Source organism: Streptomyces sp. NPDC001222 (assembly GCF_042896945.1).
Lineage (GTDB): Bacteria > Actinomycetota > Actinomycetes > Streptomycetales > Streptomycetaceae > Streptomyces > Streptomyces gibsoniae.
The window spans coordinates 14,143-39,444 of record NZ_JBIAXT010000017.1; the positions used below are offsets into that span (position 1 = coordinate 14,143).

Genomic DNA, 25,302 nt, shown 5'->3' on the forward strand with positions numbered 1-25,302 from the left:
CCCGGTAGCCTTGCCGCCCGTGACCGCAACCCTCATCTGGATCCTCGTCGCCCTCGTCGCGATCGGCCTCTATCTGAGCTGGACCGCGGGCCGCCTCGACCGGTTGCACTCCCGCATCGACGCGACGCGCGCCGCGCTCGACGCCCAGTTGCTGCGCCGGGCATCCGTCGCCCAGGAGCTGGCGACCTCGGGGGTGCTCGACCCGGCCGCGTCGATCGTGCTGTACGAGGCCGCCCACGCGGCCCGGCAGGCGGAGGAGGAGCAGCGGGAGGTCGCCGAGAGCGAGCTCAGCCAGGCGCTGCGGGCCGTGTTCGGCGAGGCCCAGCAGATGGAGGCGGTGCGGGAGGCACCCGGCGGCGAGACGGCCGCCCATGAGCTGACCGAGGCCGTGCGCCGGGTGCCGATGGCCCGGAGGTTCCACAACGACGCCGTGCGTGCGGCCCGGGCGCTGCGCCGCCACCGCAAGGTGCGCTGGTTCCGGCTGGCCGGTCACGCCCCGTTCCCGATGGCCTTCGAGATGGACGACGAGCCCCCTGCGGCGCTGACGGACCGGTCGACGGTGTGAGGGACCGGTTCGGGCCTCGCGTGCCGTAGGAGGCCGTCTGGACCGTCCTGCACGGGGCTGGGCGGGGCGCGCCGTACGGGGTGGGTGCCGGCCGGTACGGGGTGGCGCGGGCCGCTCCGGCACCCAAAAAAACGATCCACCGCCTCTCCATTGGCCCTTGCCGTGGCCTGTTCACCCGGCGTTTCCTCGGTCCAGCAGAAATCAGCCTTTTTCCCGAGTGAGGTCGAACCCGTGTCCAGCACGCTCTCCACCCCCCAGACCCCCGAGACCGGCACGGCTCGCGTCAAGCGCGGCATGGCCGAGCAGCTCAAGGGCGGCGTGATCATGGACGTCGTCACGCCGGAGCAGGCGAAGATCGCCGAGGACGCGGGCGCCGTCGCCGTCATGGCCCTCGAGCGGGTCCCGGCCGACATCCGCAAGGACGGCGGCGTGGCCCGCATGTCCGACCCGGACATGATCGAGGGCATCATCAACGCCGTGTCCATCCCTGTGATGGCCAAGTCCCGCATCGGCCACTTCGTCGAGGCCCAGGTGCTGCAGGCGCTCGGTGTCGACTACATCGACGAGTCCGAGGTCCTCACCCCGGCCGACGAGGTCAACCACTCCGACAAGTGGGCCTTCACCACGCCGTTCGTCTGCGGTGCCACCAACCTGGGCGAGGCCCTGCGCCGTATCGCCGAGGGTGCCGCGATGATCCGCTCCAAGGGCGAGGCCGGCACCGGCAACGTCGTCGAGGCCGTCCGCCACCTGCGCCAGATCAAGAACGAGATCGCCAAGCTGCGCGGCTTCGACAACCACGAGCTGTACGCCGCCGCGAAGGAGCTGCGCGCCCCGTACGAGCTGGTCAAGGAGGTCGCCGAGCTGGGCAAGCTCCCGGTCGTGCTGTTCTCCGCCGGCGGTGTCGCCACCCCTGCGGACGCCGCGCTGATGCGCCAGCTCGGCGCCGAGGGCGTCTTCGTCGGCTCCGGCATCTTCAAGTCCGGCGACCCGGCCAAGCGCGCCGCCGCCATCGTGAAGGCGACCACCTTCTACGACGACCCGAAGATCATCGCGGACGCGTCCCGCAACCTCGGCGAGGCCATGGTCGGCATCAACTGCGACGTCCTCCCCGAGAACGAGCGCTACGCCAACCGCGGCTGGTAAGACGCACCCCGGCACGACACAGCCCGACCTCACTTAGGACACCACGTACATGACCGACGCACCCGTCATAGGCGTCCTGGCTCTCCAGGGCGACGTACGGGAGCACCTCATCGCCCTGGCCGCGGCCGACGCCGTGGCCAGGCCGGTGCGGCGCCCCGAAGAACTCGCCGAGGTCGACGGCCTCGTCCTTCCCGGCGGCGAGTCCACCACCATCTCCAAGCTGGCCGTCCTCTTCGGGGTGATGGAACCCCTTCGCGTGCGCGTGCGCGAGGGCATGCCGATCTACGGCACCTGCGCGGGCATGATCATGCTCGCCGACAAGATCCTCGACCCGCGCTCCGGCCAGGAGACCATCGGCGGCATCGACATGATCGTGCGCCGCAACGCCTTCGGCCGGCAGAACGAGTCCTTCGAGGCGGCGGTCGACGTCGAGGGTGTGGAGGGCGATCCTGTAGAGGGCGTCTTCATCCGGGCCCCCTGGGTCGAGTCCGTGGGCGCCCAGGCCGAGGTGCTCGCCGTGTACGACGGTCACATCGTGGCCGTACGCCAGGGAAACGCGCTCGCAACGTCGTTCCACCCGGAGCTGACCGGCGATCACCGCGTTCACTCACTGTTCGTTGACATGGTGCGCGCCAACCGGACACCGGAGTCCTTGTAGGATCTCCGGGGGTCCCCTCAGGCGCTTGAGGTCTGGGGGAGTTCGTACAGGATGGGTTACGCGAAGGAGACAGGCAGATGTCCGGCCACTCTAAATGGGCCACGACGAAGCACAAGAAGGCCGTCATCGATGCCAAGCGCGGCAAGCTCTTCGCGAAGCTGATCAAGAACATCGAGGTCGCGGCCCGGACGGGAGGCGCGGACCCCGAGGGCAACCCGACTCTCTACGACGCCATCCAGAAGGCCAAGAAGCAGTCGGTCCCGAACAAGAACATCGACTCGGCGGTCAAGCGTGGCGCGGGCCTGGAGGCCGGTGGCGCCGACTACGAGACGATCATGTACGAGGGCTACGGTCCCAACGGTGTCGCGGTGCTCATCGAGTGCCTCACCGACAACCGCAACCGTGCCGCCTCGGACGTCCGTGTCGCCATGACCCGCAACGGCGGCTCCATGGCCGACCCGGGCTCCGTGTCGTACCTGTTCAACCGCAAGGGCGTCGTGATCGTCCCCAAGGGCGAGTTGACCGAGGACGACGTCCTGGGCGCCGTGCTCGACGCGGGCGCCGAGGAGGTCAACGACCTCGGCGAGTCCTTCGAGGTGATCAGCGAGGCCACCGACCTGGTGGCGGTCCGCAGCGCCCTCCAGGACGCCGGGGTCGACTACGACTCCGCCGAGGCCAACTTCGTGCCGACCATGCAGGTCCAGCTCGACGAAGAGGGCGCCACGAAGATCTTCAAGCTGATCGACGCGCTCGAGGACAGCGACGACGTGCAGAACGTCTTCGCCAACTTCGACGTCAGCGACGAGGTCATGGAGAAGGTCGACGCCTAGAGCCGCCGCGAACCGACCGGGCCGACGGGACACCACCCGTCGGCCCGTCGCTTTGCCGGGCGTTGTCAGTGGCACCCGATAGCCTGCACGAACCGGGGGCAGTGCCCGGCGGCGACCGGGGAGAGCGAAGGGAGGCACGGGGGTGCGCGTACTGGGGGTGGACCCGGGACTGACGCGGTGCGGCATCGGCGTCGTCGAGGGCGTGCCCGGCCGGCCGCTGACGATGCTCGGCGTCGGAGTCGTCCGTACGCCGGCCGACGCCGACCTCGGCCACCGCCTCGTCGCCGTCGAGCAGGGCGTAGAGCAGTGGCTGGACGAGCACCGGCCGGAATTCGTCGCCGTGGAGCGCGTCTTCAGCCAGCACAACGTGCGGACGGTCATGGGCACCGCCCAGGCCAGCGCCGTCGCCATCCTCTGCGCCACCCGCCGCGGCATCCCCGTCGCCCTGCACACCCCCAGCGAGGTCAAGGCCGCCGTCACCGGCAGCGGACGCGCCGACAAGGCCCAGGTCGGCGCCATGGTCACCCGGCTGCTGCGGCTGGCCGCGCCACCGAAGCCCGCCGACGCCGCGGACGCCCTCGCGCTCGCCATCTGCCACATCTGGCGCGCCCCCGCCCAGAACCGACTCCAGCAGGCCGTCGCCCTGCACGCCTCGAAAGGCCGTACCGCATGATCGCCTTCGTCAGCGGCCCGGTCGCCGCCCTCGCCCCGGACTCCGCCGTGGTCGAGGTGGGCGGCATCGGTCTCGCCGTCCAGTGCACGCCGAACACGCTCTCCGGGCTTCGCAAGGGCCGGCAGGCCAGGCTCGCCACCTCCCTGGTCGTCCGGGAGGACTCGCTGACGCTGTACGGCTTCGCGGACGACGACGAGCGCCAGGTCTTCGAGCTGCTCCAGACCGCGAGCGGCGTCGGCCCCCGGCTGGCCCAGGCGATGCTGGCCGTCCACACCCCGGATGCCCTGCGCCGCGCCGTGGCCACCGGCGACGAGAAGGCCCTCACGGCCGTGCCCGGCATCGGCAAGAAGGGCGCCCAGAAGCTGCTGCTGGAGCTGAAGGACCGGCTCGGCGAGCCGACCGGCGCCCCCGTGGTCGGCGCACCGGTCACCGCCGGCTGGCGCGACCAGCTGCACGCCGCCCTGATCGGCCTCGGGTACGCGACCCGCGAGGCGGACGAGGCCGTGGCCGCCGTCGCCCCGCAGGCCGAGGCCGGCCCGGGCACACCCCAGGTGGGCGCGCTCCTGAAGGCGGCCCTGCAGAGCCTGAACCGCGCCCGCTGACCCATCCGCGCCCCCACGAGACCGCGAGGCACACTCCATGAACTGGGACGACACGACCGACACCCCCGCCGCCGAGGGGCCCGCCGGCCCCGCTGCGGAGCGGCTGGTGGGCTCTGTCGCCGACCGTGACGACCAGGCTGTCGAGGCCGCCCTGCGCCCCAAGGACCTGGACGAGTTCATCGGCCAGGAGAAGGTCCGTGAGCAGCTCGACCTCGTACTGCGGGCGGCTCGCGCGCGGGGAGCCACCGCCGACCATGTCCTGCTGTCCGGAGCCCCCGGCCTCGGCAAGACCACGCTCTCGATGATCATCGCGGCCGAGATGGGCGCCCCCATCCGCATCACCAGCGGCCCCGCCATCCAGCACGCCGGCGACCTCGCCGCGATCCTCTCCTCCCTCCAGGAGGGCGAGGTCCTCTTCCTCGACGAGATCCACCGCATGTCCCGGCCCGCCGAGGAGATGCTCTACATGGCGATGGAGGACTTCCGGGTCGACGTGATCGTCGGCAAGGGCCCCGGCGCCACCGCCATCCCCCTGGAGCTGCCGCCGTTCACCCTGGTCGGCGCCACCACGCGCGCGGGACTGCTGCCGCCCCCGCTGCGCGACCGCTTCGGCTTCACCGCGCACATGGAGTACTACGAGCCCGCCGAGCTGCAGCGCGTGATCCACCGCTCGGCGAGCCTGCTGGACGTCGAGATCGACCCCGACGGGGCGGCGGAGATCGCCGGACGCTCCCGCGGCACCCCTCGTATCGCCAACCGGCTGCTGCGCCGTGTACGGGACTATGCGCAGGTCAAGGCCGACGGAGTGATCACCCGCGAGATCTCCGCGGCGGCTCTCGGGGTGTACGAGGTGGACGGGCGAGGCCTGGACCGCCTGGACCGGGCTGTTCTGGAGGCCCTGCTCAAACTGTTCGGCGGCGGTCCTGTGGGACTCTCCACACTCGCGGTCGCAGTGGGGGAGGAACGTGAGACCGTGGAGGAGGTCGCCGAGCCCTTCCTGGTCAGGGAGGGCCTGCTCGCCCGGACCCCGCGGGGGCGAGTGGCCACGCCGGCCGCCTGGGCCCACCTCGGCCTCACCGCCCCGACGGGCGGCGGAACCGGGGCGAGGACCGGGGCAAACGGACAACAGGACCTGTTCGGTGCGTGACGGCGCGGGACTCGCACCGGCAGGAACCCGGGTGCCATGCTGGGCGTTGTTCCATGCATGCGGACTCGCTTAGACTCCGCCGATGCCGCCCTTGTGGGCGGTGCCGACCACCCCCAATCCATCAGGCCGCCGCCACAGCGGTCGTGCGAAGGAATTTCCGTCCCGTGAATACCTTGACCCTTCTCCCGTTCATCGTGCTCATCGCGGCCATGTTCCTGATGACGCGCTCGGCCAAAAAGAAGCAGCAGCAGGCCGCGACCATGCGGAACGAGATGCAGCCCGGCTCCGGCATCCGCACCATCGGGGGCATGTACGCCACGGTCAAGGAGGTCAACGAGGACACGGTCCTCGTCGACGCAGGCCCGGGGGTGGAGCTGCTCTTCGCGAAGAACGCGATCGGCGCCGTCCTGACCGACGACGAGTACAACCGCATCGTCCACGGCATCGAGCACGACCTCAAGGCCGACGGCGCCGTTGTGCCGGACGACGTCTCCTCCCTCACCGAGACGGACGAGCCCGCCGCCGACGCCCCCGCCGACAAGCCCGTCGACCTCGGCAAGAAGGACGCGGCCGACGACGCCGCCGACGAGACGCCCGGCGCGAAGGCCGACGAAGCAGAGCCGAAGAAGACCGACGGCGAGTCCGACGCGAAGTAGTCACGCCCCGGGAGCACGGCGCGCCGTCCGCGCGCCGTCCGCCTCCCGGGACGTGTCGTTCCCGCACGGAGTCCCGACACCATGTCATGGTCGACCGCGCGCCCGACCGGCGCCGGTCGGCCCGAGAGGGAGTACGAGAAGGTGGCAGCACCGAAGAAGGGCCGGAGCGCGAGCGCCCAGAGCAGGCCGGGGCGCTCGCTGGCCCTCATCCTGATCGCCATCGCGGCGCTCACCGGGGGAATGTTCGCCTCCGGGCACACCACTCCGCGTCTCGGCATCGACCTCGCCGGCGGCACCAGCATCACGCTGACGGCGGTCAACGAACCCGGGCAGCCCAACGCGATCAACAAGACCAACATGGACACCGCGGTCGACATCATGAACCGCCGTGTCAACGGTCTGGGCGTGTCCGAGGCGGAGGTGCAGACCCAGGGCGATCGCAACATCATCGTCAACATCCCTCGGGGCATGAACTCCGAGGAGGCCCGCCAGCAGGTCGGAACCACGGCGAAGCTCTACTTCCGCCCGGTCCTGCAGCGTGCGGCCTCCGGCACCCCCACCCCGGCGAGCCCGAGCGCCAGCCCGAGCACGGGCGGCAGCGCCGAGCCGAGCGCGTCGAGCAGCGCCAAGGCGGGCAGCACCAGCACGGGCAAGGCTGCCACCCCGACGGCTGGCTCCACCGCCTCTCCGACGGCCTCCGCCACCACGCAGGGCCGCCCGGTCACCGACGCGCTGAAGGCCGGCTCGGCCACGCCGTCGGCGACCGGCTCCGCCACCCCCTCCGCGACGGGTTCCGCGCCCGCCAACGCCGCTGCCAGCCCCACGCCGTCCGCGAGCGGCGCTTCCGCTGACGCGAGCAAGCTCGAGGCCCAGTACGCCGCCCTCGACTGCAGCAAGCCCGCGCAGCGCGCCACCGCCGGCAAGGGTGCCAAGCCCGGCGACGCCACCGTCGCCTGCGGCAAGGACGGCAACACCTGGAACAAGTTCATCCTCGGCCCGGTCGCGGTCGACGGCACGGAGGTGAAGAAGGCCCAGGCCGCCTTCGACACCCAGGGCGCCGCCGGCTGGCAGGTCGTGATGAACTTCAACTCCAGCGGCTCGAAGAAGTTCGCCGACGTCACCGGCCAGCTGTCCAAGAACAGCTCCCCGCAGAACGAGTTCGCGATCGTCCTCGACGACGAGGTCGTCTCCCACCCGTACGTCCAGACCGCGATCACCGGAGGCAATGCGCAGATCTCCGGCAGCTTCACCCAGACCGAGGCCCAGAGCCTGTCCAACATGCTGTCCTACGGCGCGCTCCCGCTCACCTTCAAGGAGTCGAGCGTGACCACGGTGACCGCGGCGCTCGGCGGCGAGCAGCTCCAGGCGGGGCTCATCGCCGGTGCGATCGGCCTGGCCCTGGTCATGATCTACCTGGTCGTCTACTACCGCGGTCTGTCGCTGGTGGCCGTCGCGTCCCTGCTGGTGTCCGCGACCATGACGTACGTGATCATGGCGCTGCTCGGCCCCACGATCCATTTCGCGCTGAACCTGCCCGCCGTGTGCGGTGCCATCGTCGCGATCGGTATCACCGCGGACTCCTTCATCGTGTTCTTCGAACGCATCCGGGACGAGATCCGCGAGGGACGTTCGCTGCGGCCCGCCGTCGAGCGTGCCTGGCCGCGTGCCCGGCGCACGATCCTGGTCTCCGACTTCGTGTCGTTCCTGGCCGCCGCGGTGCTGTTCATCGTCACCGTCGGCAAGGTCCAGGGCTTCGCGTTCACGCTGGGTCTGACCACGGTCCTCGACGTCGTCGTCGTCTTCTTCTTCACCAAGCCGCTGATGACGATCCTCGCCCGCCGTACGTTCTTCGCGAGCGGACACAGCTGGTCCGGCCTCGACCCCAAGCGTCTCGGCGCCAAGCCGCCGCTGCGGCGCACCCGTCGTCCCTCCGCCCCCGTCGACCCGAAGGAGGCGTGAGAGATGTCGAAGCTCGGCAACCTCGGCGCCCGGCTCCACCGAGGCGAGGTCGGTTACGACTTCGTCGCCAACCGCAAGATCTGGTACGGCATCTCGATCCTGATCACCATCACGGCCATCCTGGGCCTGACGGTGCGCGGTCTGAACATGGGCATCGAGTTCCAGGGTGGAGCGATCTTCACCACCCCGAAGACGAGCGTCTCGGTGACCCAGGCCGAGACCTACGCCCAGGACGCCTCCGGCCACCCCGCCGTCGTGCAGAAGCTCGGCACGGGCGGCCTGCGCATCCAGGTCGCGGGGGTCGACACCGGCAAGTCCGACCAGATCAAGGACACGCTGGCCAAGGACCTGAAGGTCGGCTCCGAGCAGATCAACGCCGACCTGGTCGGCCCCAGCTGGGGTGAGCAGATCGCCAGCAAGGCCTGGCAGGGCCTGGCGATCTTCATGGTGCTTGTGGTGATCTACCTGGCGATCGCCTTCGAGTGGCGGATGGCGCTGGCGGCCCTGGTCGCGCTGATCCACGACATCACCATCACGACCGGTATCTACGCCCTCGTCGGCTTCGAGGTGACGCCCGGTACGGTGATCGGTCTGCTGACGATCCTCGGTTACTCGCTCTACGACACGGTCGTCGTCTTCGACAGCCTCAAGGAGCAGACGAAGGACCTCACCAAGCAGACCCGCTGGACCTACAGCGACGTCGCCAACCGCTCGATCAACAGCACCCTGGTCCGCTCCATCAACACCACGGTGGTGGCGCTGCTTCCGGTGGCCGGCCTGCTGTTCATCGGTGGCGGCTTCCTCGGTGCCGGCACGCTGAACGACATCTCGCTGTCGCTGTTCGTCGGCCTCGCGGCCGGTGCCTACTCGTCGATCTTCATCGCCACGCCGCTCGTCGCCGACCTCAAGGAGCGCGAGCCGCAGATGAAGGCCCTCAGGAAGCGGGTCATGGCCAAGCGCGCCCAGGCCGCCGCCGAGGACGAGATCGCCGAGACGCAGATCGCCGACGAGCCGCAGGACGCGACGCCCGCCGTCGTCGGCCAGCGCCACCAGCCCGCGTCCCGTGGCCGCGGTCGCGGCCGACCCTCAGGAAAGCGTCGATGACCGACACCACTGACATAAAGCACCTTCTGCTCAGCCGCATCCGCGATGTGCCGGACCACCCGGAGCCGGGCGTGATGTTCAAGGACATCACCCCGCTCCTGTCGGATCCGGCGGCCTTCAGCGCGCTGACCGACGCACTGGCGGACCTCGTCGTGCGGCACGGTGCGACGAAGATCGTCGGCCTGGAGGCCCGTGGGTTCATCCTGGGCGCCCCGGTCGCCGTCCGCGCGGGCGTCGGCTTCATCCCCGTCCGCAAGGCGGGCAAGCTCCCCGGAGCCACCCTGCGCCAGGCCTACGACCTGGAGTACGGCTCCGCGGAGATCGAGGTGCATGCCGAGGACCTGACCGCGGGCGACCGCGTGATGGTCGTCGACGACGTTCTCGCCACCGGCGGCACCGCCGAGGCCTCGCTCCGGCTCATCCGCCGGGCGGGCGCAGAGGTCGCCGGGGTGTCCGTGCTCATGGAGCTGGGCTTCCTGGGCGGCCGTGCCCGGCTGGAGCCGGCCCTCGCCGGTGCGCCCCTGGAGGCGCTCCTTCAGATCTGAGACAGGTCTCGGTCAGGTCCGGCACCCGTGCGGGACACCCCCGCGCAAGGCCGTGGAAGGCCGCCGTACACCGCGAGGCGGGCCCGGAGGAATCCGGCGCCCGCCTCATGCGTTTCCCCGGTAGCAGGCCGTCCCCTCGGCCTGAGGGCGAGCCCGGAGCCCGGGATCGCTACCATGGGGTTTCCGGAGCCTGACCGGGGGACCCGGATCGCGCACGAGGAGCCCTCTTGCCAGACGAGGCCCAGCACCTGACCGCCGCCAAGCCCGACCCGTCGTCGAAGGCCGCGGCCCAGCCCGCGCGCAGCGCGAAGGACGCTCCGCACGGGCCGGTCGAGCACGCCCAGTCGGCGCCCGTCGAGCCGGCCGTCGAGCGGCCCCGGCCCAAGCCGGCCCCCGCCGAGCGCACCCCCGCGGTCCGTCCCGCTCCGGCCCCGCCCGCCCGCTCCGGCTCCTCCAACCGTGTCCGCGCCCGCCTCGCCCGCCTCGGTGTCCAGCGCGCAAACCCGTACAACCCGGTCCTGGAGCCGTTGCTGCGGATAGTGCGCAGCAACGACCCGAAGATCGAGAACTCGACGCTCCGCCAGATCGAGCGCGCCTACCAGGTCGCCGAACGCTGGCACCGCGGCCAGAAGCGCAAGAGCGGCGACCCGTACATCACGCACCCGCTCGCGGTGACCACGATCCTCGCCGAGCTGGGCATGGACCCGGCCACCCTGATGGCGGGCCTGCTGCACGACACCGTCGAGGACACCGAGTACGGCCTGGACCAGTTGCGCCGCGACTTCGGCGACACCGTGGCCCTCCTCGTGGACGGCGTCACCAAGCTGGACAAGGTCAAGTTCGGAGAGGCCGCGCAGGCCGAGACCGTACGCAAGATGGTCGTCGCCATGGCCAAGGACCCCCGCGTCCTGGTCATCAAGCTGGCCGACCGTCTGCACAACATGCGGACCATGCGCTACCTCAAGCGCGAGAAGCAGGAGAAGAAGGCACGCGAGACCCTGGAGATCTACGCGCCGCTCGCCCACCGCCTGGGCATGAACACCATCAAGTGGGAGCTGGAGGACCTCGCCTTCGCGATCCTCTACCCCAAGATGTACGACGAGATCGTCCGGCTGGTCGCCGAGCGCGCGCCCAAGCGCGACGAGTATCTGGCGATAGTGACGGACGAGGTCCAGGGCGATCTGCGCGCGGCCCGGATCAAGGCGACGGTCACCGGCCGACCCAAGCACTACTACAGCGTCTACCAGAAGATGATCGTCCGTGGACGTGACTTCGCGGAGATCTACGACCTGGTCGGCATCCGCGTCCTCGTCGACACCGTCCGCGACTGCTATGCGGCACTGGGCACGGTCCACGCCCGCTGGAACCCGGTTCCGGGGCGGTTCAAGGACTACATCGCGATGCCCAAGTTCAACATGTACCAGTCGCTGCACACGACGGTGATCGGCCCCAACGGCAAGCCCGTCGAGCTGCAGATCCGTACGTTCGACATGCACCGCCGCGCTGAGTACGGCATCGCCGCGCACTGGAAGTACAAGCAGGAGGCCGTGGCGGGCGCCTCCAAGATCCGTACGGACGCGCCCCGTTCGAGCACCAAGAACGCCAAGGACCACGACGCCGTCAACGACATGGCGTGGCTGCGTCAGTTGCTCGACTGGCAGAAGGAGACCGAGGACCCGAGCGAGTTCCTCGAGTCCCTGCGCTTCGACCTGTCGCGCAACGAGGTCTTCGTCTTCACCCCGAAGGGCGACGTCATAGCGCTGCCGGCCGGGGCCACCCCGGTGGACTTCGCCTACGCGGTCCACACCGAGGTCGGCCACCGGACGATAGGCGCGCGGGTCAACGGCCGTCTGGTACCGCTCGAATCCACTCTGGACAACGGCGACTTGGTGGAGGTCTTCACCTCCAAGGCACCCGGCGCGGGCCCGTCCCGCGACTGGCTCGGCTTCGTGAAGTCGCCGCGCGCCCGCAACAAGATCCGGGCGTGGTTCTCCAAGGAGCGGCGCGACGAGGCGATCGAGCAGGGCAAGGACGCCATCGCGCGGGCCATGCGCAAGCAGAACCTGCCGATCCAGCGCATCCTCACCGGCGACTCGCTGGTGACCCTCGCCCACGAGATGCGCTACCCCGACATCTCGTCGTTGTACGCGGCGATCGGCGAGGGCCATGTCGCGGCGCAGAACGTCGTGCAGAAGCTGGTACAGGCGCTCGGCGGCGAGGAGGCCGCCACCGAGGAGATCGACGAGGCCGTCCCGCCGACCCGCAGCCGCGGCCGCAAGCGGCGCCGCAGCCAGGACCCCGGCGTGGTGGTCAAGGGCGTCGAGGACGTCTGGGTCAAACTGGCCCGCTGCTGTACGCCCGTCCCCGGCGACCCCATCATCGGCTTCGTCACCCGCGGCAGCGGCGTATCGGTTCACCGCACCGACTGTGTGAACGTCGAGTCACTGTCGCGCGAGCCCGAACGCATCCTCGACGTGGAATGGGCCCCGACCCAGTCGTCCGTCTTCCTGGTGGCGATCCAGGTGGAGGCACTGGACCGCTCGCGGCTGCTCTCGGACGTCACCCGGGTCCTGTCCGACCAGCACGTCAACATCCTCTCGGCCGCGGTGCAGACGTCCCGCGACCGGGTCGCCACCTCCCGCTTCACCTTCGAGATGGGCGACCCGAAGCACCTGGGCCATGTCCTGAAGGCCGTACGGGGCGTCGAGGGCGTGTACGACGTCTACCGCGTGACGTCGGCCCGCCGACCGTCGGACTGACCGGCCCTGCGGCGACCGGCCCGGAGCCCCGGCCGACCGGCCCGCACACGGCGGCCGACACCCCGCACACGCAGAGGGGGCTCCCGTACGCACCGTACGGGAGCCCCCTCTGCGCAGCAGGTGTCAGCCGCCGAACTCCTGGAGCCCCTTCAGGGCCTGGTCCAGGAGCGCCTGGCGGCCCTCCAGCTCCCGCTCCAGCTTCTCGGCCTTCGCGTTGTTGCCCTGGGCCCGGGCCTGCTCGATCTGGCCCCTCAGCTTGTCCACGGCGGCCTGCAGCTGACCGGTCAGGCCCTCGGCGCGCGCCCGGGCCTCCGGGTTCGTGCGGCGCCACTCGGCCTCCTCGGCCTCCTGGATGGCCCGCTCGACCGAGTGCATCCGGCCCTCGACCCTCGACCGGGCGTCGCGCGGCACATGCCCGATGGCCTCCCACCGCTCGTTGATCGAGCGGAAGGCGGCACGGGAGGCCTTGAGGTCCGTGATCGGCAGCAGCTTCTCCGCCTCCTCGGCCAGCTCCTCCTTGAGCTTGAGGTTCTCGGACTGCTCGGCGTCGCGCTCCGCGAAGACCGAGCTGCGGGCGGCGAAGAACACGTCCTGGGCGCCGCGGAAGCGGTTCCACAGGTCGTCCTCGTGCTCGCGCTGGGCGCGGCCCGCCGCCTTCCAGTCGGCCATCAGCTCGCGGTAGCGCGCCGCCGTCGGACCCCAGTCCGTCGAGGCCGACAGCGCCTCGGCCTCGGCGACCAGCTTCTCCTTGGTCTTGCGGGCGTCCTCGCGCTGCGCGTCGAGCTGCGCGAAGTGCGCCTTGCGACGCTTGGAGAACGCCGACCGCGCGTGCGAGAAGCGGTGCCACAGCTCGTCGTCCGACTTGCGGTCGAGCCGCGGCAGCCCCTTCCAGGTGTCCACCAGCGCCCGCAGCCGCTCACCGGCGGCCCGCCACTGGTCGGACTGCGCCAGTTCCTCGGCCTCGACGACCAGCGCCTCCTTCGAGTGGCGTGCCTCGTCGGACTGCTTGGCCCGCTGCGCCTTGCGCTCCTCACGACGCGCCTCGACGGTCTCCACGAGCTTGTCCAGACGGCTCCGCAGCGATTCCAGGTCGCCGACCGCGTGGTGCGCGTCCACCTGCTCCCGCAGATGGCCGATCGCGGCCTGGGCGTCCTTCGCCGACAGATCGGTCGTCTGCACTCGCTTCTCGAGGAGGCCGATCTCGACCACCAGGCCCTCGTACTTGCGCTCGAAGTAGGCCAGCGCCTCCTCAGGGGAGCCGGCCTGCCAGGAACCGACGACCTGCTCACCGTCGGCCGTTCGCACGTACACGGTCCCCGTCTCGTCGACGCGGCCCCACGGGTCGCTGCTCACAGCGCCTCCTCCACATGATGCCTGCGAGGGGCCTCAGCGCCCCCGGGCATCGTCCACAGTTTCGTCACCGCCAACATAGGCGACCGGCGGGGCGGCTGTCCGCATCCCGCGCGACCGAAATTCCGCAGTTGACGGTCAGGATTTCGTCACCGTCGCCTTGTTGATCACGACAGTTGCGTTCGGTGCGGTGTTGCCCGTCGTGGGATCCGCGGGCTGGGCACCGGCGGCGGCGATCTTCTTCAGTACGTTCATGCCCGCGCCGGAGATGGTGCCGAACGGTGTGTAGTCGGCCGGCAGCGGACTGTCCTGGTAGACCAGGAAGAACTGGCTGCCGCCGCTGTTGCGGCCCTGCTGGGTCTGCGCGTTGTACTGGTTGGCCATCGCCACAGTGCCCGCCGGGTACACGTTCCCCTTGAGGCTCTTGTCCTTCAGGTTCTCGTCCGGGATCGTGTAGCCGGGCCCGCCCCTCCCGGTGCCTGTCGGGTCGCCGCACTGGAGCACGTAGATTCCGCTCGTAACCAGGCGGTGGCACTTCGTGTGATCGAAGAATCCCTTGCCCGCCAGGAAGTTGAACGAGTTCACCGTGTGCGGGGCCGCCGCCGTCTTCATGTCGATGTCGATGTCGCCGCACGTCGTGGCGAGCTTCATCGTGTACTTCGCCGACGTGTCGATCGTCATCGCCGGCTCCTTCTTCCAGCTCAGCTTCTTCGCCGAGCCGGCCGCCGGCTTCGCGCACGGGTCCGGCGCCTTGCTGGTCGCCGAGGCGCTCGGGGAGACCTGCGCGCTCGCGTTGGCCTTCTTGTCGTCACCGGTGAAGACCCCAGCCGTGTAGGACACCAGGCTGCCGACCACCAGCACCCCGAGGACGGCGCCGACCACCGAATTGCGCACGCGCGTCTTGCGCCGTGCGTCCGTACGTCGCTGCTGCTGCCGCAAGAACTTCTCCCGGGCGAGCTGCCGCCGCCGCTGTTCCTGGCTGACCACGGGGTTGTCTCCTCATGCGTCTCGTACACCGACCGGTACGCGTGCGTCTGGTGTGTCCTCCGCGTGCGTGTGCCCCGTACCGTATATGGGTTCGCTGAGGAATCGGCAGCGCCGGTAGGCTCTGACCGCGAAACAGTCACTCTCCGTACGACACACCTAAGGACGATCGTGCTGATTGCCGGGTTCCCCGCCGGGGCCTGGGGGACCAACTGTTACCTGGTCGCCCCCGCCGCGGGTGAGGAGTGCGTGATCATCGACCCGGGCCACCAGGCCGCCGCGGGAGTCGAGGAGCTGCTCCGGAAACATCGGCTCAAGCCTGTCGCCGTCGTCCTCACCCACGGTCACATCGACCATGTGGCCTCGGTCGTCCCGGTCTGCGGCGCGCACGACGTGCCGGCCTGGATCCACCCCGAGGACCGGTACATGATGAGCGACCCGGAGAAGGCGCTCGGACGGTCCGTCGGGATGCCGCTGATGGGCGAGCTGACCGTGGGCGAGCCCGGCGACGTCAAGGAGCTCACCGACGGGGCGAAGCTGGAGCTGGCCGGTCTGGAGCTGTCCGTCGCGCACGCGCCCGGCCATACCAAGGGGTCGGTGACCTTCGGCATGCCCGAGGCGGCGGACATCCCGCCGATCTTCTTCTCGGGCGATCTGCTGTTCGCCGGCTCCATCGGACGCACCGACCTGCCCGGCGGTGACATGGCCGAGATGCTCGACTCGCTGGCCCGCGTGTGCCTTCCGCTCGACGACTCGACCGTGGTGCTGTCCGGCCACGGCCCCCAGACGACCATCGGCCAGGAGCGCGCCACCAACCCTTATCTGCGGCAGGTGGCCGCCGGCCCGGGAGTGGATGTGGACGCTCCCCGACGAGGAATGTGACGAGACCTTCGTGAGCACCTTCAAGGCCCCCAAGGGCACGTACGACCTGATCCCGCCGGATTCCGCCAAGTACCTCGCGGTGCGCGAGGCGATCGCCGCTCCGCTGCGCAACTCCGGCTACGGCTACATCGAGACCCCCGGCTTCGAGAGCGTGGAGCTGTTCGCGCGCGGCGTCGGCGAGTCCACCGACATCGTGACGAAGGAGATGTACGCCTTCGAGACCAAGGGCGGCGACAGGCTCGCCCTGCGTCCCGAGGGCACGGCCTCCGTGCTGCGCGCCGCCCTTGAGGCCAACCTGCACAAGACGGGCAACCTCCCGGTCAAGCTCTGGTACTCGGGCTCGTACTACCGCTACGAGCGCCCGCAGAAGGGCCGCTACCGCCACTTCTCGCAGGTGGGCGCCGAGGCGATCGGTGCCGAGGACCCGGCCCTGGACGCCGAGTTGATCATCCTGGCCGACCAGGCCTACCGCTCGCTCGGTCTGCGAGACTTCCGCATCCTGCTCAACAGCCTGGGGGACAAGGAGTGCCGCCCGGTCTACCGGGCCGCGCTCCAGGACTTCCTGCGCGGCCTGGACCTGGACGAGGACACGCGCCGCCGCGTCGACATCAACCCGCTGCGGGTCCTCGACGACAAGCGTGAGTCGGTCCAGAAGCAGCTGACCGGTGCCCCGCTGCTGCGCGACTACCTGTGCGACGCGTGCAAGGCGTACCACGAGGAGGTCCGTGAGCTGATCACCGCGGCGGGTGTGTCCTTCGAGGACGACCCGAAGCTGGTGCGCGGCCTGGACTACTACACGCGGACCACCTTCGAGTTCGTCCACGACGGTCTGGGCTCCCAGTCCGCGGTGGGCGGCGGCGGACGCTACGACGGCCTCTCGGAGATGATCGGCGGCCCCGCGCTGCCGTCCGTGGGCTGGGCGCTCGGCGTCGACCGTACGGTGCTCGCGCTGGAGGCCGAGGGCATCGAGCTCCAACTGCCCGCGTCCACCAGCGTGTTCGCGGTCCCGCTGGGCGAGGAGGCCCGCCGGATCCTGTTCGGCAAGATCACCGAGCTGCGCAGGCTCGGTGTCGCGGCGGACTTCGCGTACGGCGGCAAGGGCCTCAAGGGCGCGATGAAGAACGCCAACCGCAGTGGCGCCCGCTACACGATCGTGGCCGGCGAACGTGATCTGGCCGAGGGCGTCGTCCAGCTCAAGGACATGGAGTCCGGCGAGCAGACGGCGGTCGGGGTCAACGAGATCGTGGCGGAGCTGGAGTCCCGGCTGGGCTGACCGGATGCGACACCGGCACGTAGGGGGCCCTGGGCACACGCCGCCCTGGGCCCTTGCCGTACCGCCGCGTCCCGCGTGGCATCGCGCCGGTCGGCGCCGCGGTGTGGTCAGGGGGAGGGCAGCCCGTGCCGCATCGCGCTGGTGACCGCCGCCGTTCTGTCGGCCACCCCGAGCTTGCCGAAGATCCGCAGCAGATGGGTCTCCACCGTCGACTCCCCGATGAACAGCCGTCGCCCGATCTCGGCGTTGGTGCAGCCCTCGGCCACCAGCCGCAGGACCGCCGTCTCCCGGTCCGACCGCCCGGGGCGCTCCGGCCTGGCGCGCGGAGCTGGTCGACCAGGCGGGCCGCCACCGAGGGCGTCGGCACCGTCTAGCCCCGCGCCGCCGCCCGTCCCGGTGGACTCCCGGCGGGGCCTGCCGTCCGCCTCCGTCCACTCGACGACCGCGTCGCTGCCGAAGCGGTACCGCAGCGCCGCCGCGGTGCCCTCGGCCACCACTCGGCCCCTGGCCACCACCGCCAGCCGGTCGGCCGGCTCCTCGGCCTCCTCCAGATAGTGGGTGGTGAGCAGGATGGTGGTGCCCTCGTCGGCGAGCGAGCGGATCAGCTCCCAGAACTGGCGCCGGGCCGCCGGGTCGAATCCGGTCGTCGGTTCGTCCAGGAGCAGCGGCTCCGGGCCGCCGATCACGCCGAGAGCCACGTCGAGACGGCGGCGCTGCCCACCCGGCAGCCCTTGATCCGGCTGTCCGCCTTCGCCTGGAGGCCCACCTGCCCGATGACCTTCTCGGGGTCGCGCGGCCGGGGGCAGTAGCGGGCGAGATGCCGTACGGTCTCGCGGACCGTCAACTCCGCGGGCGCCGATTCGTCCTGCCAGACGATGCCTGTTTTCGAGTTTTCGAGCGCCACGCGCGCGAGGCGCTCGCCGGGTCCGTCCCGAGCACGGACACCTCGCCCCCGTCCCGGTCTCGGTTGCCCTGGAGGATCTCCACGGCGGTGGTCTTGCCCGCCCCGTTGGGCCCGAGCAGGCCGAACACCTCGTCCGGGCGGATCTCGAGTCGAGCCCGCCGACCGCGGTGACGTCCCCGTACCGCCTGCGCAGCCCGGGTACGTCCACCGTGAGCCCGTTCGTGTTTGGCGTCATGGCCAAGAGCCTCGGCCTGAACCGAACGTTCCGCGACGACCGTGCGTACTTCCTTATGTCCATCGAACGGTGGACACAGGGCTGTGTGCGGCACAATGACCAGAGCCCGCAGATCCAACCCCGAGCATCGGAATCGGCGTGATGACCAAGACGACAGTGCAGGCCGTCCCCACCGGACACATCGAACCGGAACGCACGGACGCTCCCCGGACGGTCGGCGGCAGCCGCGCGTTCGCCCTGCTGCTCGTGATCACCGGCGCGGCCGGCCTGCTCGCCGCGTGGGTCATCACGCTCGACAAGTTCAAGATCCTCGAGGGCAAGGTGAGCGGTAAGACGTTCACGCCCAGCTGCAGCATCAACCCGATCATCTCCTGCGGCAGCGTCATGGAGAGCAAGCAGGCCGGCGTGTTCGGCTTCCCCAACCCGATGCTCGGCCTCGTCTGCTACGGCATCGTCATCTGCGTCGGCATGAGCCTGCTCACCCGGGTCCGTTTCCCCCGCTGGTACTGGCTGACCTTCAACTTCGGCACGCTCTTCGGTGTGGCTTTCTGCACCTGGCTGCAGTTCCAGTCGCTGTACCGGATCAACGCTCTGTGCCTGTGGTGCTCGCTGGCCTGGGTCGCCACGATCACCATGTTCTGGTACGTGACCTCGTTCAACGTCCGCAACGACCTCCTGCCCGCGCCGCGCCCCGTGAAGAACTTCCTCGGCGAGTTCACCTGGATCCTCCCGGTCACCCACGTCGGCATCATCGCGATGCTGATCCTGACCCGCTGGGGCAGTCAGCTCTGGGCCTGATCCGCAGGCGCTGACCGGGGGCCGCACGGCCCTCGCCCCGGGCCCGGCGGCGTTGTCAGTGGCGTGACATAGGGTTTCAGCGTGGAACCCGACCTGTTCACCGCCGCCGCAGAAGAACGCCAGGAGAAGGACCCGGCCGCGAGTCCCCTGGCGGTCCGTATGCGCCCGCGCACCCTCGACGAGGTGGTGGGCCAGCAGCACCTGCTCAAGCCGGGATCACCGCTGCGCAGACTGGTCGGCGAGGGCAGCGGCGGGCCCGCCGGGCCCTCCTCGGTGATCCTCTGGGGCCCGCCCGGCACCGGCAAGACCACACTGGCCTACGTCGTGTCCAAGGCCACCGACAAGCGCTTCGTGGAGCTCTCGGCGATCACTGCGGGCGTGAAGGAGGTCCGCGCGGTCATCGACGGCGCCCGGCGCGCCAGCGGCGGCTTCGGCAAGGAGACCGTCCTCTTCCTGGACGAGATCCACCGCTTCAGCAAGGCCCAGCAGGACTCCCTGCTCCCGGCCGTCGAGAACCGCTGGGTGACGCTGATCGCGGCGACCACGGAGAACCCGTACTTCTCGGTGATCTCCCCGCTGCTGTCCCGCTCCCTGCTGCTCACCCTGGAACCGCTCACCGACGACGACGTGCGCGGTCTGCTGCGCCGGGCCCTGGCCGACGAGCGGGGCCTCGCCGGCGCCGTCACCCTGCCCGAGGACACCGAGTCCCATCTGCTGCGGATCGCCGGCGGCGACGCCCGCCGCGCACTGACGGCCCTGGAGGCCGCCGCCGGCGCAGCCCTCGACAAGGGCGAGACGGAGATCGCCCTCACCACGCTGGAGGAGACGGTCGACCGCGCCGCGGTGAAGTACGACCGGGACGGCGACCAGCACTACGACGTGGCGAGCGCCCTCATCAAGTCGATCCGCGGCTCCGACGTGGACGCGGCCCTGCACTATCTGGCCCGGATGATCGAGGCCGGTGAGGACCCCCGCTTCATCGCCCGCCGCCTGATGATCTCGGCCAGCGAGGACATCGGCCTGGCCGATCCGAACGCGCTGCCGATCGCCGTCGCCGCCGCCCAGGCCGTCGCCATGATCGGCTTCCCGGAGGCCGCCCTCACCCTCAGCCACGCCACCATCGCCCTCGCGCTCGCCCCCAAGTCCAACTCGGCGACCACGGCGATCGGGGCGGCCATGGCGGACGTCCGGGCGGGCCTCGCCGGATCCGTGCCCCCGCATCTGCGCGACGGGCACTACAAGGGCGCGGCCGAGCTCGGCCACGCCCAGGGCTATGTGTATCCGCACGACCTGCCGGAGGGCATCGCCGCCCAGCAGTACGCCCCGGACGCCATCAAGGACCGCGAGTACTACAGCCCGACCCGGCACGGCGCGGAGACGCGGTACGCGGACGCGGTGGAGTGGACCCGCAAGCACCTCGGCCGACGACGCTCCTGACGCCCGCGCCGGACAGCAGACCGGGGGTCAACGCCGGCCCCCGCACCCTGTAGACTTACCCGAAGCGCTGCGTCCCGCGTCCGGTACCTCAGAAATGAGGGGCCGGCACCACCAGAGCGGGACATCCAGCCGGAACCCCATCGCCGTACGGCACGGGGATCCAGGAGCGTCGCGCACCGTCGAACGGTGTCGCGGGCAGCCCACCACCTCCCGGTAGCCCGGAGACAGGTCGGTGGGCCACTCGCGTGCTGCACGTATGTGCCCAGACCAGGGGAGCGGCTACCCGGCAGGTCCCACGTGGACCCGCAGGGATTCCCCGGCTGCGGATGCGACCTCCCCTAACCCTGGTGAAGCCGATCCCATACAGAAACACGAGGTGTTTGGTTCATGGCGAACCAGTCCCGCCCCAAGGTCAAGAAGTCGCGTGCCCTCGGCATCGCGCTGACCCCGAAGGCCGTCAAGTACTTCGAGGCCCGCCCCTACCCGCCGGGCGAGCACGGCCGTGGCCGCAAGCAGAACTCGGACTACAAGGTCCGTCTGCTGGAGAAGCAGCGTCTGCGCGCGCAGTACGACATCTCCGAGCGTCAGCTGGTCCGCGCCTACGAGCGTGCGTCCAAGGTCCAGGGCAAGACCGGTGAGGCCCTGATCGTCGAGCTGGAGCGCCGTCTCGACGCTCTGGTCCTGCGTTCGGGCATCGCCCGCACGATCTACCAGGCCCGCCAGATGGTCGTCCACGGCCACATCGAGGTCAACGGCCAGAAGGTCGACAAGCCGTCGTTCCGCGTCCGTCCCGACGACGTCGTGATGGTCCGCGAGCGCAGCCGTGAGAAGGCGCTCTTCCAGGTCGCCCGCGAGGGTGGCTTCGCCCCCGACGGCGAGACCCCGCGCTACCTCCAGGTGAACCTCAAGGCCCTGGCGTTCCGCCTGGACCGTGAGCCGAACCGCAAGGAGATCCCGGTGATCTGCGACGAGCAGCTCGTCGTCGAGTACTACGCCCGTTGATCCTCCTTCGGCGGACGTAGCACCCCAGCGCACCGGCCCGTCGTCCCCCGCCCATCCGGGCGGCCGGGACGGCGGGCCGTCGCATGTCCGCCGGATTCCGCGGCGGGGACCGGGAGTTGACGCGACGCGCACGCGCGCGTACACGGTGCGTACGGAGCCCGTGCACCCGCGATGTGCACGCCTCGTGCAACTCCGGTGCGCTCGGCCCGTAATCCGGTACGGACCGGCCACCCCGGCGCGATAGGCTCGGGAGACGACTTTTCGATGTTCAGGCACGTTCTAGGGAGCGGGTGCACACGGTGTCCGGTGGAGAGGTGGCCGGGATTCTCGTGGCCGTCTTCTGGGCGATCCTGGTCTCCTTCCTCGCCGTCGCACTGGCGAGGCTGGCCCAGACGCTCAAGGCGACCACCAAGCTGGTGGCGGACGTGACCGACCAGGCCGTTCCCCTGCTGGCCGACGCCTCCGCGGCGGTGCGGTCCGCACAGACCCAGATCGACCGGGTCGACGCGATCGCGTCCGACGTCCAGGAGGTCACGTCGAACGCCTCGGCGCTGTCGACGACCGTCGCCTCCACCTTCGGCGGCCCTTTGGTGAAGGTCGCGGCGTTCGGCTACGGCGTACGCCGGGCGATCGCCGGCCGCCGTGAGAACGTGCCCGCCAAGGCGCCCCGGCGTACCGTGATCGTGGGCCGCACCGTCCCGTCCCAGCGACGGGGGAAGCGGAACGACCGGGGAATCAACCGGGAAGAGGGGCTCTGACGGAGCGATGTTCCGCCGTACGTTCTGGTTCACCACAGGCGTCGCAGCCGGTGTGTGGGCCACCACCAAGGTCAACCGCAAGCTGAGGCAACTGACCCCCGAGAGCCTGGCCGCGCAGGCGGCGAACAAGGCACTCGAGGCCGGTCACCGGCTCAAGGACCGCGCGCTCGACTTCGCGCTCGACGTCCGCGCCGGCATGGCCCAGCGGGAGGCGGAACTCGGCGACGCCCTCGGCCTGGACGCTCCCGTCGACCAGCTCCCGGGACCACGGCGGTACCCCGCCATCGAGAACAGCAACAACCCGAAGTACATCGAGACCACGACGTACTCGCACAATCGGAATGAGGACCACTGATGGAGTCGGCTGAAATCCGCCGCCGCTGGTTGAGCTTCTTCGAGGAGCGCGGTCACACCGTCGTCCCTTCGGCGTCGCTCATCGCGGACGACCCGACTCTGCTGCTCGTCCCGGCCGGCATGGTGCCCTTCAAGCCCTACTTCCTGGGGGAGGTCAAGCCGCCGTTCCCGCGCGCCACCAGCGTGCAGAAGTGCGTGCGCACGCCCGACATCGAAGAGGTCGGCAAGACCACGCGCCACGGCACGTTCTTCCAGATGTGCGGCAACTTCTCGTTCGGCGACTACTTCAAGGAAGGCGCCATCAAGCTCGCCTGGGAGCTGCTCACCTCGTCCCAGGACAAGGGCGGTTACGGCCTCGACCCCGAGCGGCTGTGGATCACCGTCTACCAGGACGACGACGAGGCCGAGCAGATCTGGCGCGACGTCGTCGGCGTCCCCGCCGAGCGCATCCAGCGCCTGGGCATGAAGGACAACTTCTGGTCCATGGGCGTCCCCGGCCCCTGCGGCCCGTGCTCCGAGATCAACTACGACCGCGGCCCCGAGTTCGGCGTCGAGGGCGGCCCCGCCGTCAACGACGAGCGGTACGTGGAGATCTGGAACCTCGTCTTCATGCAGTACGAGCGCGGCGAGGGCACCGGCAAGGACAACTTCGAGATCCTCGGCGACCTGCCGAGCAAGAACATCGACACCGGCCTCGGTCTCGAGCGCCTCGCCATGATTCTGCAGGGCGTGCAGAACATGTACGAGATCGACACCTCCATGGCCGTGATCAACAAGGCCACCGAGCTGACCGGTGTGGCCTACGGCGACGCCCACGGCTCGGACGTCTCCCTGCGTGTGGTCACCGACCATATGCGCACCGCCACCATGCTCATCGGCGACGGTGTGACCCCCGGCAACGAGGGCCGCGGCTACGTCCTGCGCCGCATCATGCGCCGCGCCATCCGCAACATGCGTCTGCTCGGCGCCACCGGTCCGGTCGTCAGGGACCTGATCGACGTCGTCATCCGCATGATGGGCCAGCAGTACCCCGAGCTGGTCACCGACCGCGAGCGCATCGAGAAGGTCGCCCTCGCCGAGGAGAACGCCTTCCTCAAGACGCTGAAGGCCGGCACCAACATCCTCGACACCGCCGTGACCGAGACCAAGGCCGCCGGCGGCACGGTCCTGTCGGGCGACAAGGCCTTCCTGCTCCACGACACCTGGGGCTTCCCGATCGACCTCACCCTCGAGATGGCCGCCGAGCAGGGCCTGGCGGTGGACGAGGACGGCTTCCGCCGCCTGATGAAGGAGCAGCGGGAGCGCGCCAAGGCCGACGCCCAGGCCAAGAAGACCGGCCACGCCGACCTCGGCGCCTACCGCGAGATCGCCGACTCCTCCGGGGAGACCGACTTCATCGGCTACTCCGACACCGAGGGCGAGTCCACGGTCGTCGGCATCCTCGTCGACGGCGCCTCCTCCCCGGCCGCCACCGAGGGCGACGAGGTCGAGATCGTGCTCGACCGCACCCCGTTCTACGCCGAGGGCGGCGGCCAGATCGGCGACACCGGCCGTATCCGCACGGACTCCGGTGCCGTCATCGAGGTCCGCGACACCCAGAAGCCGGTCCCGGGCGTCTACGTCCACAAGGGCGTCGTCCAGGTCGGCGAGGTCACCGTCGGCGCCAAGGTCCACGCCTCGATCGACCTCCGCCGTCGCCAGGCCATCGCCCGCGCCCACTCGGCCACCCACCTCACCCACCAGGCTCTGCGGGACGCCCTCGGCCCGACGGCCGCCCAGGCCGGTTCCGAGAACCAGCCGGGCCGCTTCCGCTTCGACTTCGGCTCCCCGTCGGCCGTCCCGACGGCCGTGATGACCGACGTCGAGCAGAAGATCAACGAGGTGCTCGCCCGCGATCTCGACGTGCACGCCGAGATCATGGGGATCGACGAGGCCAAGAAGCAGGGCGCCATCGCCGAGTTCGGTGAGAAGTACGGCGAGCGGGTCCGCGTCGTGACCATCGGCGACTTCTCCAAGGAGCTGTGCGGCGGCACGCATGTGCACAACACCGCCCAGCTGGGCCTGGTGAAGCTGCTCGGCGAGTCCTCGATCGGCTCCGGTGTCCGTCGTATCGAGGCCCTGGTCGGCGTCGACGCCTACCACTTCCTCGCCCGGGAGCACACGGTCGTCAACCAGCTCACCGAGCTGCTCAAGGGCCGCCCGGAGGAACTGCCGGAGAAGGTCGCCGGAATGCTCGGCAAGCTGAAGGACGCCGAGAAGGAGATCGAGAAGTTCCGCGCCGAGAAGGTGCTCCAGGCCGCCGCCGGTCTCGCCGAGTCCGCCAGGGACGTCCGCGGGATCGCGGTCGTCACCGGTCAGGTCCCGGACGGCACCACCCCGGACGACCTGCGCAAGCTGGTCCTCGACGTGCGGGGCCGCATCCAGGGCGGACGCGCCGCCGTGGTCGCCCTGTTCACCGTGAACAACGGCAAGCCGCTCACGGTCATCGCCACCAACGAGGCCGCCCGTGAGCGCGGTCTGAAGGCCGGCGACCTGGTCCGTACGGCCGCCAAGACCCTCGGTGGCGGCGGTGGCGGCAAGCCGGACGTCGCCCAGGGCGGCGGCCAGAACCCGGCCGCCGTCGGTGAGGCCGTCGAGGCCGTCGAACGCCTGATCGCCGAGACCGCCAAGTAGGGCGGCCACAC

At 70.3% G+C, this 25,302-nt stretch carries 22 protein-coding genes and 2 pseudogenes; 20 read left to right on the forward strand and 4 right to left on the reverse strand.

Annotated elements, in window-relative coordinates:
- Positions 1–19 precede the first annotated feature (19 nt).
- The 12 genes from ACFY2Z_RS22585 (at position 20) to ACFY2Z_RS22640 (ending at position 12,641) form a co-directional block, all read left to right on the forward strand.
- Positions 20–565, forward strand: a complete 546-nt coding sequence (locus ACFY2Z_RS22585) for a hypothetical protein (RefSeq protein ID WP_390745895.1) — start codon at positions 20–22, stop codon at positions 563–565.
- Positions 566–796: 231 nt separating this feature from the next.
- Positions 797–1,708 carry a pyridoxal 5'-phosphate synthase lyase subunit PdxS gene (gene pdxS, locus ACFY2Z_RS22590; RefSeq protein WP_390745896.1) on the forward strand — a complete coding sequence of 304 codons (912 nt, stop codon included), beginning with the start codon at positions 797–799 and terminating at the stop codon, positions 1,706–1,708.
- A 49-nt stretch (positions 1,709–1,757) separates the two neighbouring features.
- On the forward strand, positions 1,758–2,366 hold the full coding sequence (gene pdxT, locus ACFY2Z_RS22595) for a pyridoxal 5'-phosphate synthase glutaminase subunit PdxT (protein ID WP_390745897.1): 609 nt from the start codon (positions 1,758–1,760) through the stop codon (positions 2,364–2,366).
- Between the two features lie 77 nt (positions 2,367–2,443).
- Positions 2,444–3,196, forward strand: a complete 753-nt coding sequence (locus ACFY2Z_RS22600; RefSeq protein WP_355910106.1) for a YebC/PmpR family DNA-binding transcriptional regulator — start codon at positions 2,444–2,446, stop codon at positions 3,194–3,196.
- 142 nt (positions 3,197–3,338) lie between these two features.
- On the forward strand, positions 3,339–3,869 hold the full coding sequence (gene ruvC, locus ACFY2Z_RS22605; protein WP_390745898.1) for a crossover junction endodeoxyribonuclease RuvC: 531 nt from the start codon (positions 3,339–3,341) through the stop codon (positions 3,867–3,869).
- Positions 3,866–4,471, forward strand: coding sequence for a Holliday junction branch migration protein RuvA (gene ruvA / locus ACFY2Z_RS22610; RefSeq protein ID WP_390745899.1), 606 nt, complete (start codon positions 3,866–3,868; stop codon positions 4,469–4,471). The genes ruvC and ruvA overlap by 4 nt, the downstream gene beginning before the upstream one ends.
- 37 nt (positions 4,472–4,508) lie before the next feature.
- The gene (ruvB, locus tag ACFY2Z_RS22615; protein WP_390745900.1) at positions 4,509–5,618 is read left to right on the forward strand and encodes a Holliday junction branch migration DNA helicase RuvB; all 1,110 of its coding nucleotides are present in this window, start codon (positions 4,509–4,511) and stop codon (positions 5,616–5,618) included.
- Positions 5,619–5,782: 164 nt separating this feature from the next.
- Entirely contained in the window at positions 5,783–6,274 is a 492-nt protein-coding gene (yajC, locus tag ACFY2Z_RS22620; RefSeq protein ID WP_390745901.1) for a preprotein translocase subunit YajC, read from the forward strand.
- Between the two features lie 141 nt (positions 6,275–6,415).
- Positions 6,416–8,233 (forward strand): protein translocase subunit SecD, encoded by a 1,818-nt coding sequence (gene secD, locus ACFY2Z_RS22625; protein WP_390745902.1) that lies wholly within the window; start codon positions 6,416–6,418, stop codon positions 8,231–8,233.
- 3 nt (positions 8,234–8,236) lie between these two features.
- The gene (secF, locus tag ACFY2Z_RS22630; RefSeq protein WP_390745903.1) at positions 8,237–9,337 is read left to right on the forward strand and encodes a protein translocase subunit SecF; all 1,101 of its coding nucleotides are present in this window, start codon (positions 8,237–8,239) and stop codon (positions 9,335–9,337) included.
- Positions 9,334–9,882, forward strand: coding sequence for an adenine phosphoribosyltransferase (locus ACFY2Z_RS22635; RefSeq protein WP_390745904.1), 549 nt, complete (start codon positions 9,334–9,336; stop codon positions 9,880–9,882). The genes secF and ACFY2Z_RS22635 overlap by 4 nt, the downstream gene beginning before the upstream one ends.
- A 227-nt stretch (positions 9,883–10,109) precedes the next feature.
- Positions 10,110–12,641: a RelA/SpoT family protein gene (locus ACFY2Z_RS22640; RefSeq protein ID WP_390745905.1), complete on the forward strand. Its 2,532-nt coding sequence runs from the start codon at positions 10,110–10,112 to the stop codon at positions 12,639–12,641.
- Between the two features lie 123 nt (positions 12,642–12,764).
- Here the strand turns inward: ACFY2Z_RS22640 and ACFY2Z_RS22645 are convergent, their stop codons facing one another.
- Both ACFY2Z_RS22645 and ACFY2Z_RS22650 read right to left on the reverse strand, forming a co-directional pair.
- The gene (locus tag ACFY2Z_RS22645; RefSeq protein WP_390745906.1) at positions 12,765–13,994 is read right to left on the reverse strand and encodes a DUF349 domain-containing protein; all 1,230 of its coding nucleotides are present in this window, start codon (positions 13,992–13,994) and stop codon (positions 12,765–12,767) included.
- A 135-nt stretch (positions 13,995–14,129) separates the two neighbouring features.
- Entirely contained in the window at positions 14,130–14,978 is an 849-nt protein-coding gene (locus ACFY2Z_RS22650) for a peptidylprolyl isomerase (RefSeq protein WP_390745907.1), read from the reverse strand.
- Between the two features lie 168 nt (positions 14,979–15,146).
- Here ACFY2Z_RS22650 and ACFY2Z_RS22655 point away from each other — a divergent pair, with 168 nt between their 5' ends.
- A complete protein-coding gene (locus ACFY2Z_RS22655; RefSeq protein ID WP_390745908.1) occupies positions 15,147–15,857 on the forward strand; it encodes an MBL fold metallo-hydrolase in 711 nt (236 codons plus the stop codon).
- A gap of 10 nt (positions 15,858–15,867) precedes the next feature.
- On the forward strand, positions 15,868–17,130 hold the full coding sequence (gene hisS / locus ACFY2Z_RS22660) for a histidine--tRNA ligase (protein WP_390745909.1): 1,263 nt from the start codon (positions 15,868–15,870) through the stop codon (positions 17,128–17,130).
- A 107-nt stretch (positions 17,131–17,237) separates the two neighbouring features.
- On the opposite strand, the pseudogene ACFY2Z_RS22665 reads toward hisS, so the two are convergent.
- A pseudogene (locus tag ACFY2Z_RS22665) lies at positions 17,238–17,414 on the reverse strand (response regulator transcription factor); the annotation flags it as partial.
- A gap of 105 nt (positions 17,415–17,519) precedes the next feature.
- Positions 17,520–18,269: pseudogene (locus ACFY2Z_RS22670) on the reverse strand (ABC transporter ATP-binding protein); the annotation flags it as partial.
- A 141-nt stretch (positions 18,270–18,410) separates the two neighbouring features.
- Here ACFY2Z_RS22670 and ACFY2Z_RS22675 point away from each other — a divergent pair.
- The 6 genes from ACFY2Z_RS22675 (at position 18,411) to alaS (ending at position 25,291) form a co-directional block, all read left to right on the forward strand.
- Positions 18,411–19,067, forward strand: a complete 657-nt coding sequence (locus ACFY2Z_RS22675; RefSeq protein WP_390745910.1) for a vitamin K epoxide reductase family protein — start codon at positions 18,411–18,413, stop codon at positions 19,065–19,067.
- An 81-nt stretch (positions 19,068–19,148) separates the two neighbouring features.
- Positions 19,149–20,504, forward strand: a complete 1,356-nt coding sequence (locus ACFY2Z_RS22680; protein ID WP_390745911.1) for a replication-associated recombination protein A — start codon at positions 19,149–19,151, stop codon at positions 20,502–20,504.
- 387 nt (positions 20,505–20,891) lie between these two features.
- Complete coding sequence (rpsD, locus tag ACFY2Z_RS22685; RefSeq protein WP_311696037.1) at positions 20,892–21,506, forward strand: 30S ribosomal protein S4; 615 nt, start codon at positions 20,892–20,894, stop codon at positions 21,504–21,506.
- Between the two features lie 290 nt (positions 21,507–21,796).
- Positions 21,797–22,264 carry a DUF948 domain-containing protein gene (locus ACFY2Z_RS22690; protein WP_390745912.1) on the forward strand — a complete coding sequence of 156 codons (468 nt, stop codon included), beginning with the start codon at positions 21,797–21,799 and terminating at the stop codon, positions 22,262–22,264.
- Between the two features lie 7 nt (positions 22,265–22,271).
- The gene (locus ACFY2Z_RS22695; RefSeq protein ID WP_390745913.1) at positions 22,272–22,619 is read left to right on the forward strand and encodes a hypothetical protein; all 348 of its coding nucleotides are present in this window, start codon (positions 22,272–22,274) and stop codon (positions 22,617–22,619) included.
- Positions 22,619–25,291: an alanine--tRNA ligase gene (gene alaS / locus ACFY2Z_RS22700; RefSeq protein WP_390745914.1), complete on the forward strand. Its 2,673-nt coding sequence runs from the start codon at positions 22,619–22,621 to the stop codon at positions 25,289–25,291. Before ACFY2Z_RS22695 ends, alaS begins: the two co-directional genes overlap by 1 nt.
- The last annotated feature ends 11 nt before the right edge of the window (positions 25,292–25,302 follow it).

Coding starts and splice junctions, on each gene's coding strand:
- ACFY2Z_RS22675 (WP_390745910.1), top strand. CDS start 18,411: ATGACCAAGACGACAGTGCAGGCCGTCCCCACCGGACACATCGAACCG.
- pdxT (WP_390745897.1), top strand. CDS start 1,758: ATGACCGACGCACCCGTCATAGGCGTCCTGGCTCTCCAGGGCGACGTA.
- ACFY2Z_RS22635 (WP_390745904.1), top strand. CDS start 9,334: ATGACCGACACCACTGACATAAAGCACCTTCTGCTCAGCCGCATCCGC.
- secF (WP_390745903.1), top strand. CDS start 8,237: ATGTCGAAGCTCGGCAACCTCGGCGCCCGGCTCCACCGAGGCGAGGTC.
- ACFY2Z_RS22695 (WP_390745913.1), top strand. CDS start 22,272: ATGTTCCGCCGTACGTTCTGGTTCACCACAGGCGTCGCAGCCGGTGTG.
- alaS (WP_390745914.1), top strand. CDS start 22,619: ATGGAGTCGGCTGAAATCCGCCGCCGCTGGTTGAGCTTCTTCGAGGAG.
- ruvB (WP_390745900.1), top strand. CDS start 4,509: ATGAACTGGGACGACACGACCGACACCCCCGCCGCCGAGGGGCCCGCC.
- ruvA (WP_390745899.1), top strand. CDS start 3,866: ATGATCGCCTTCGTCAGCGGCCCGGTCGCCGCCCTCGCCCCGGACTCC.
- rpsD (WP_311696037.1), top strand. CDS start 20,892: ATGGCGAACCAGTCCCGCCCCAAGGTCAAGAAGTCGCGTGCCCTCGGC.
- ACFY2Z_RS22600 (WP_355910106.1), top strand. CDS start 2,444: ATGTCCGGCCACTCTAAATGGGCCACGACGAAGCACAAGAAGGCCGTC.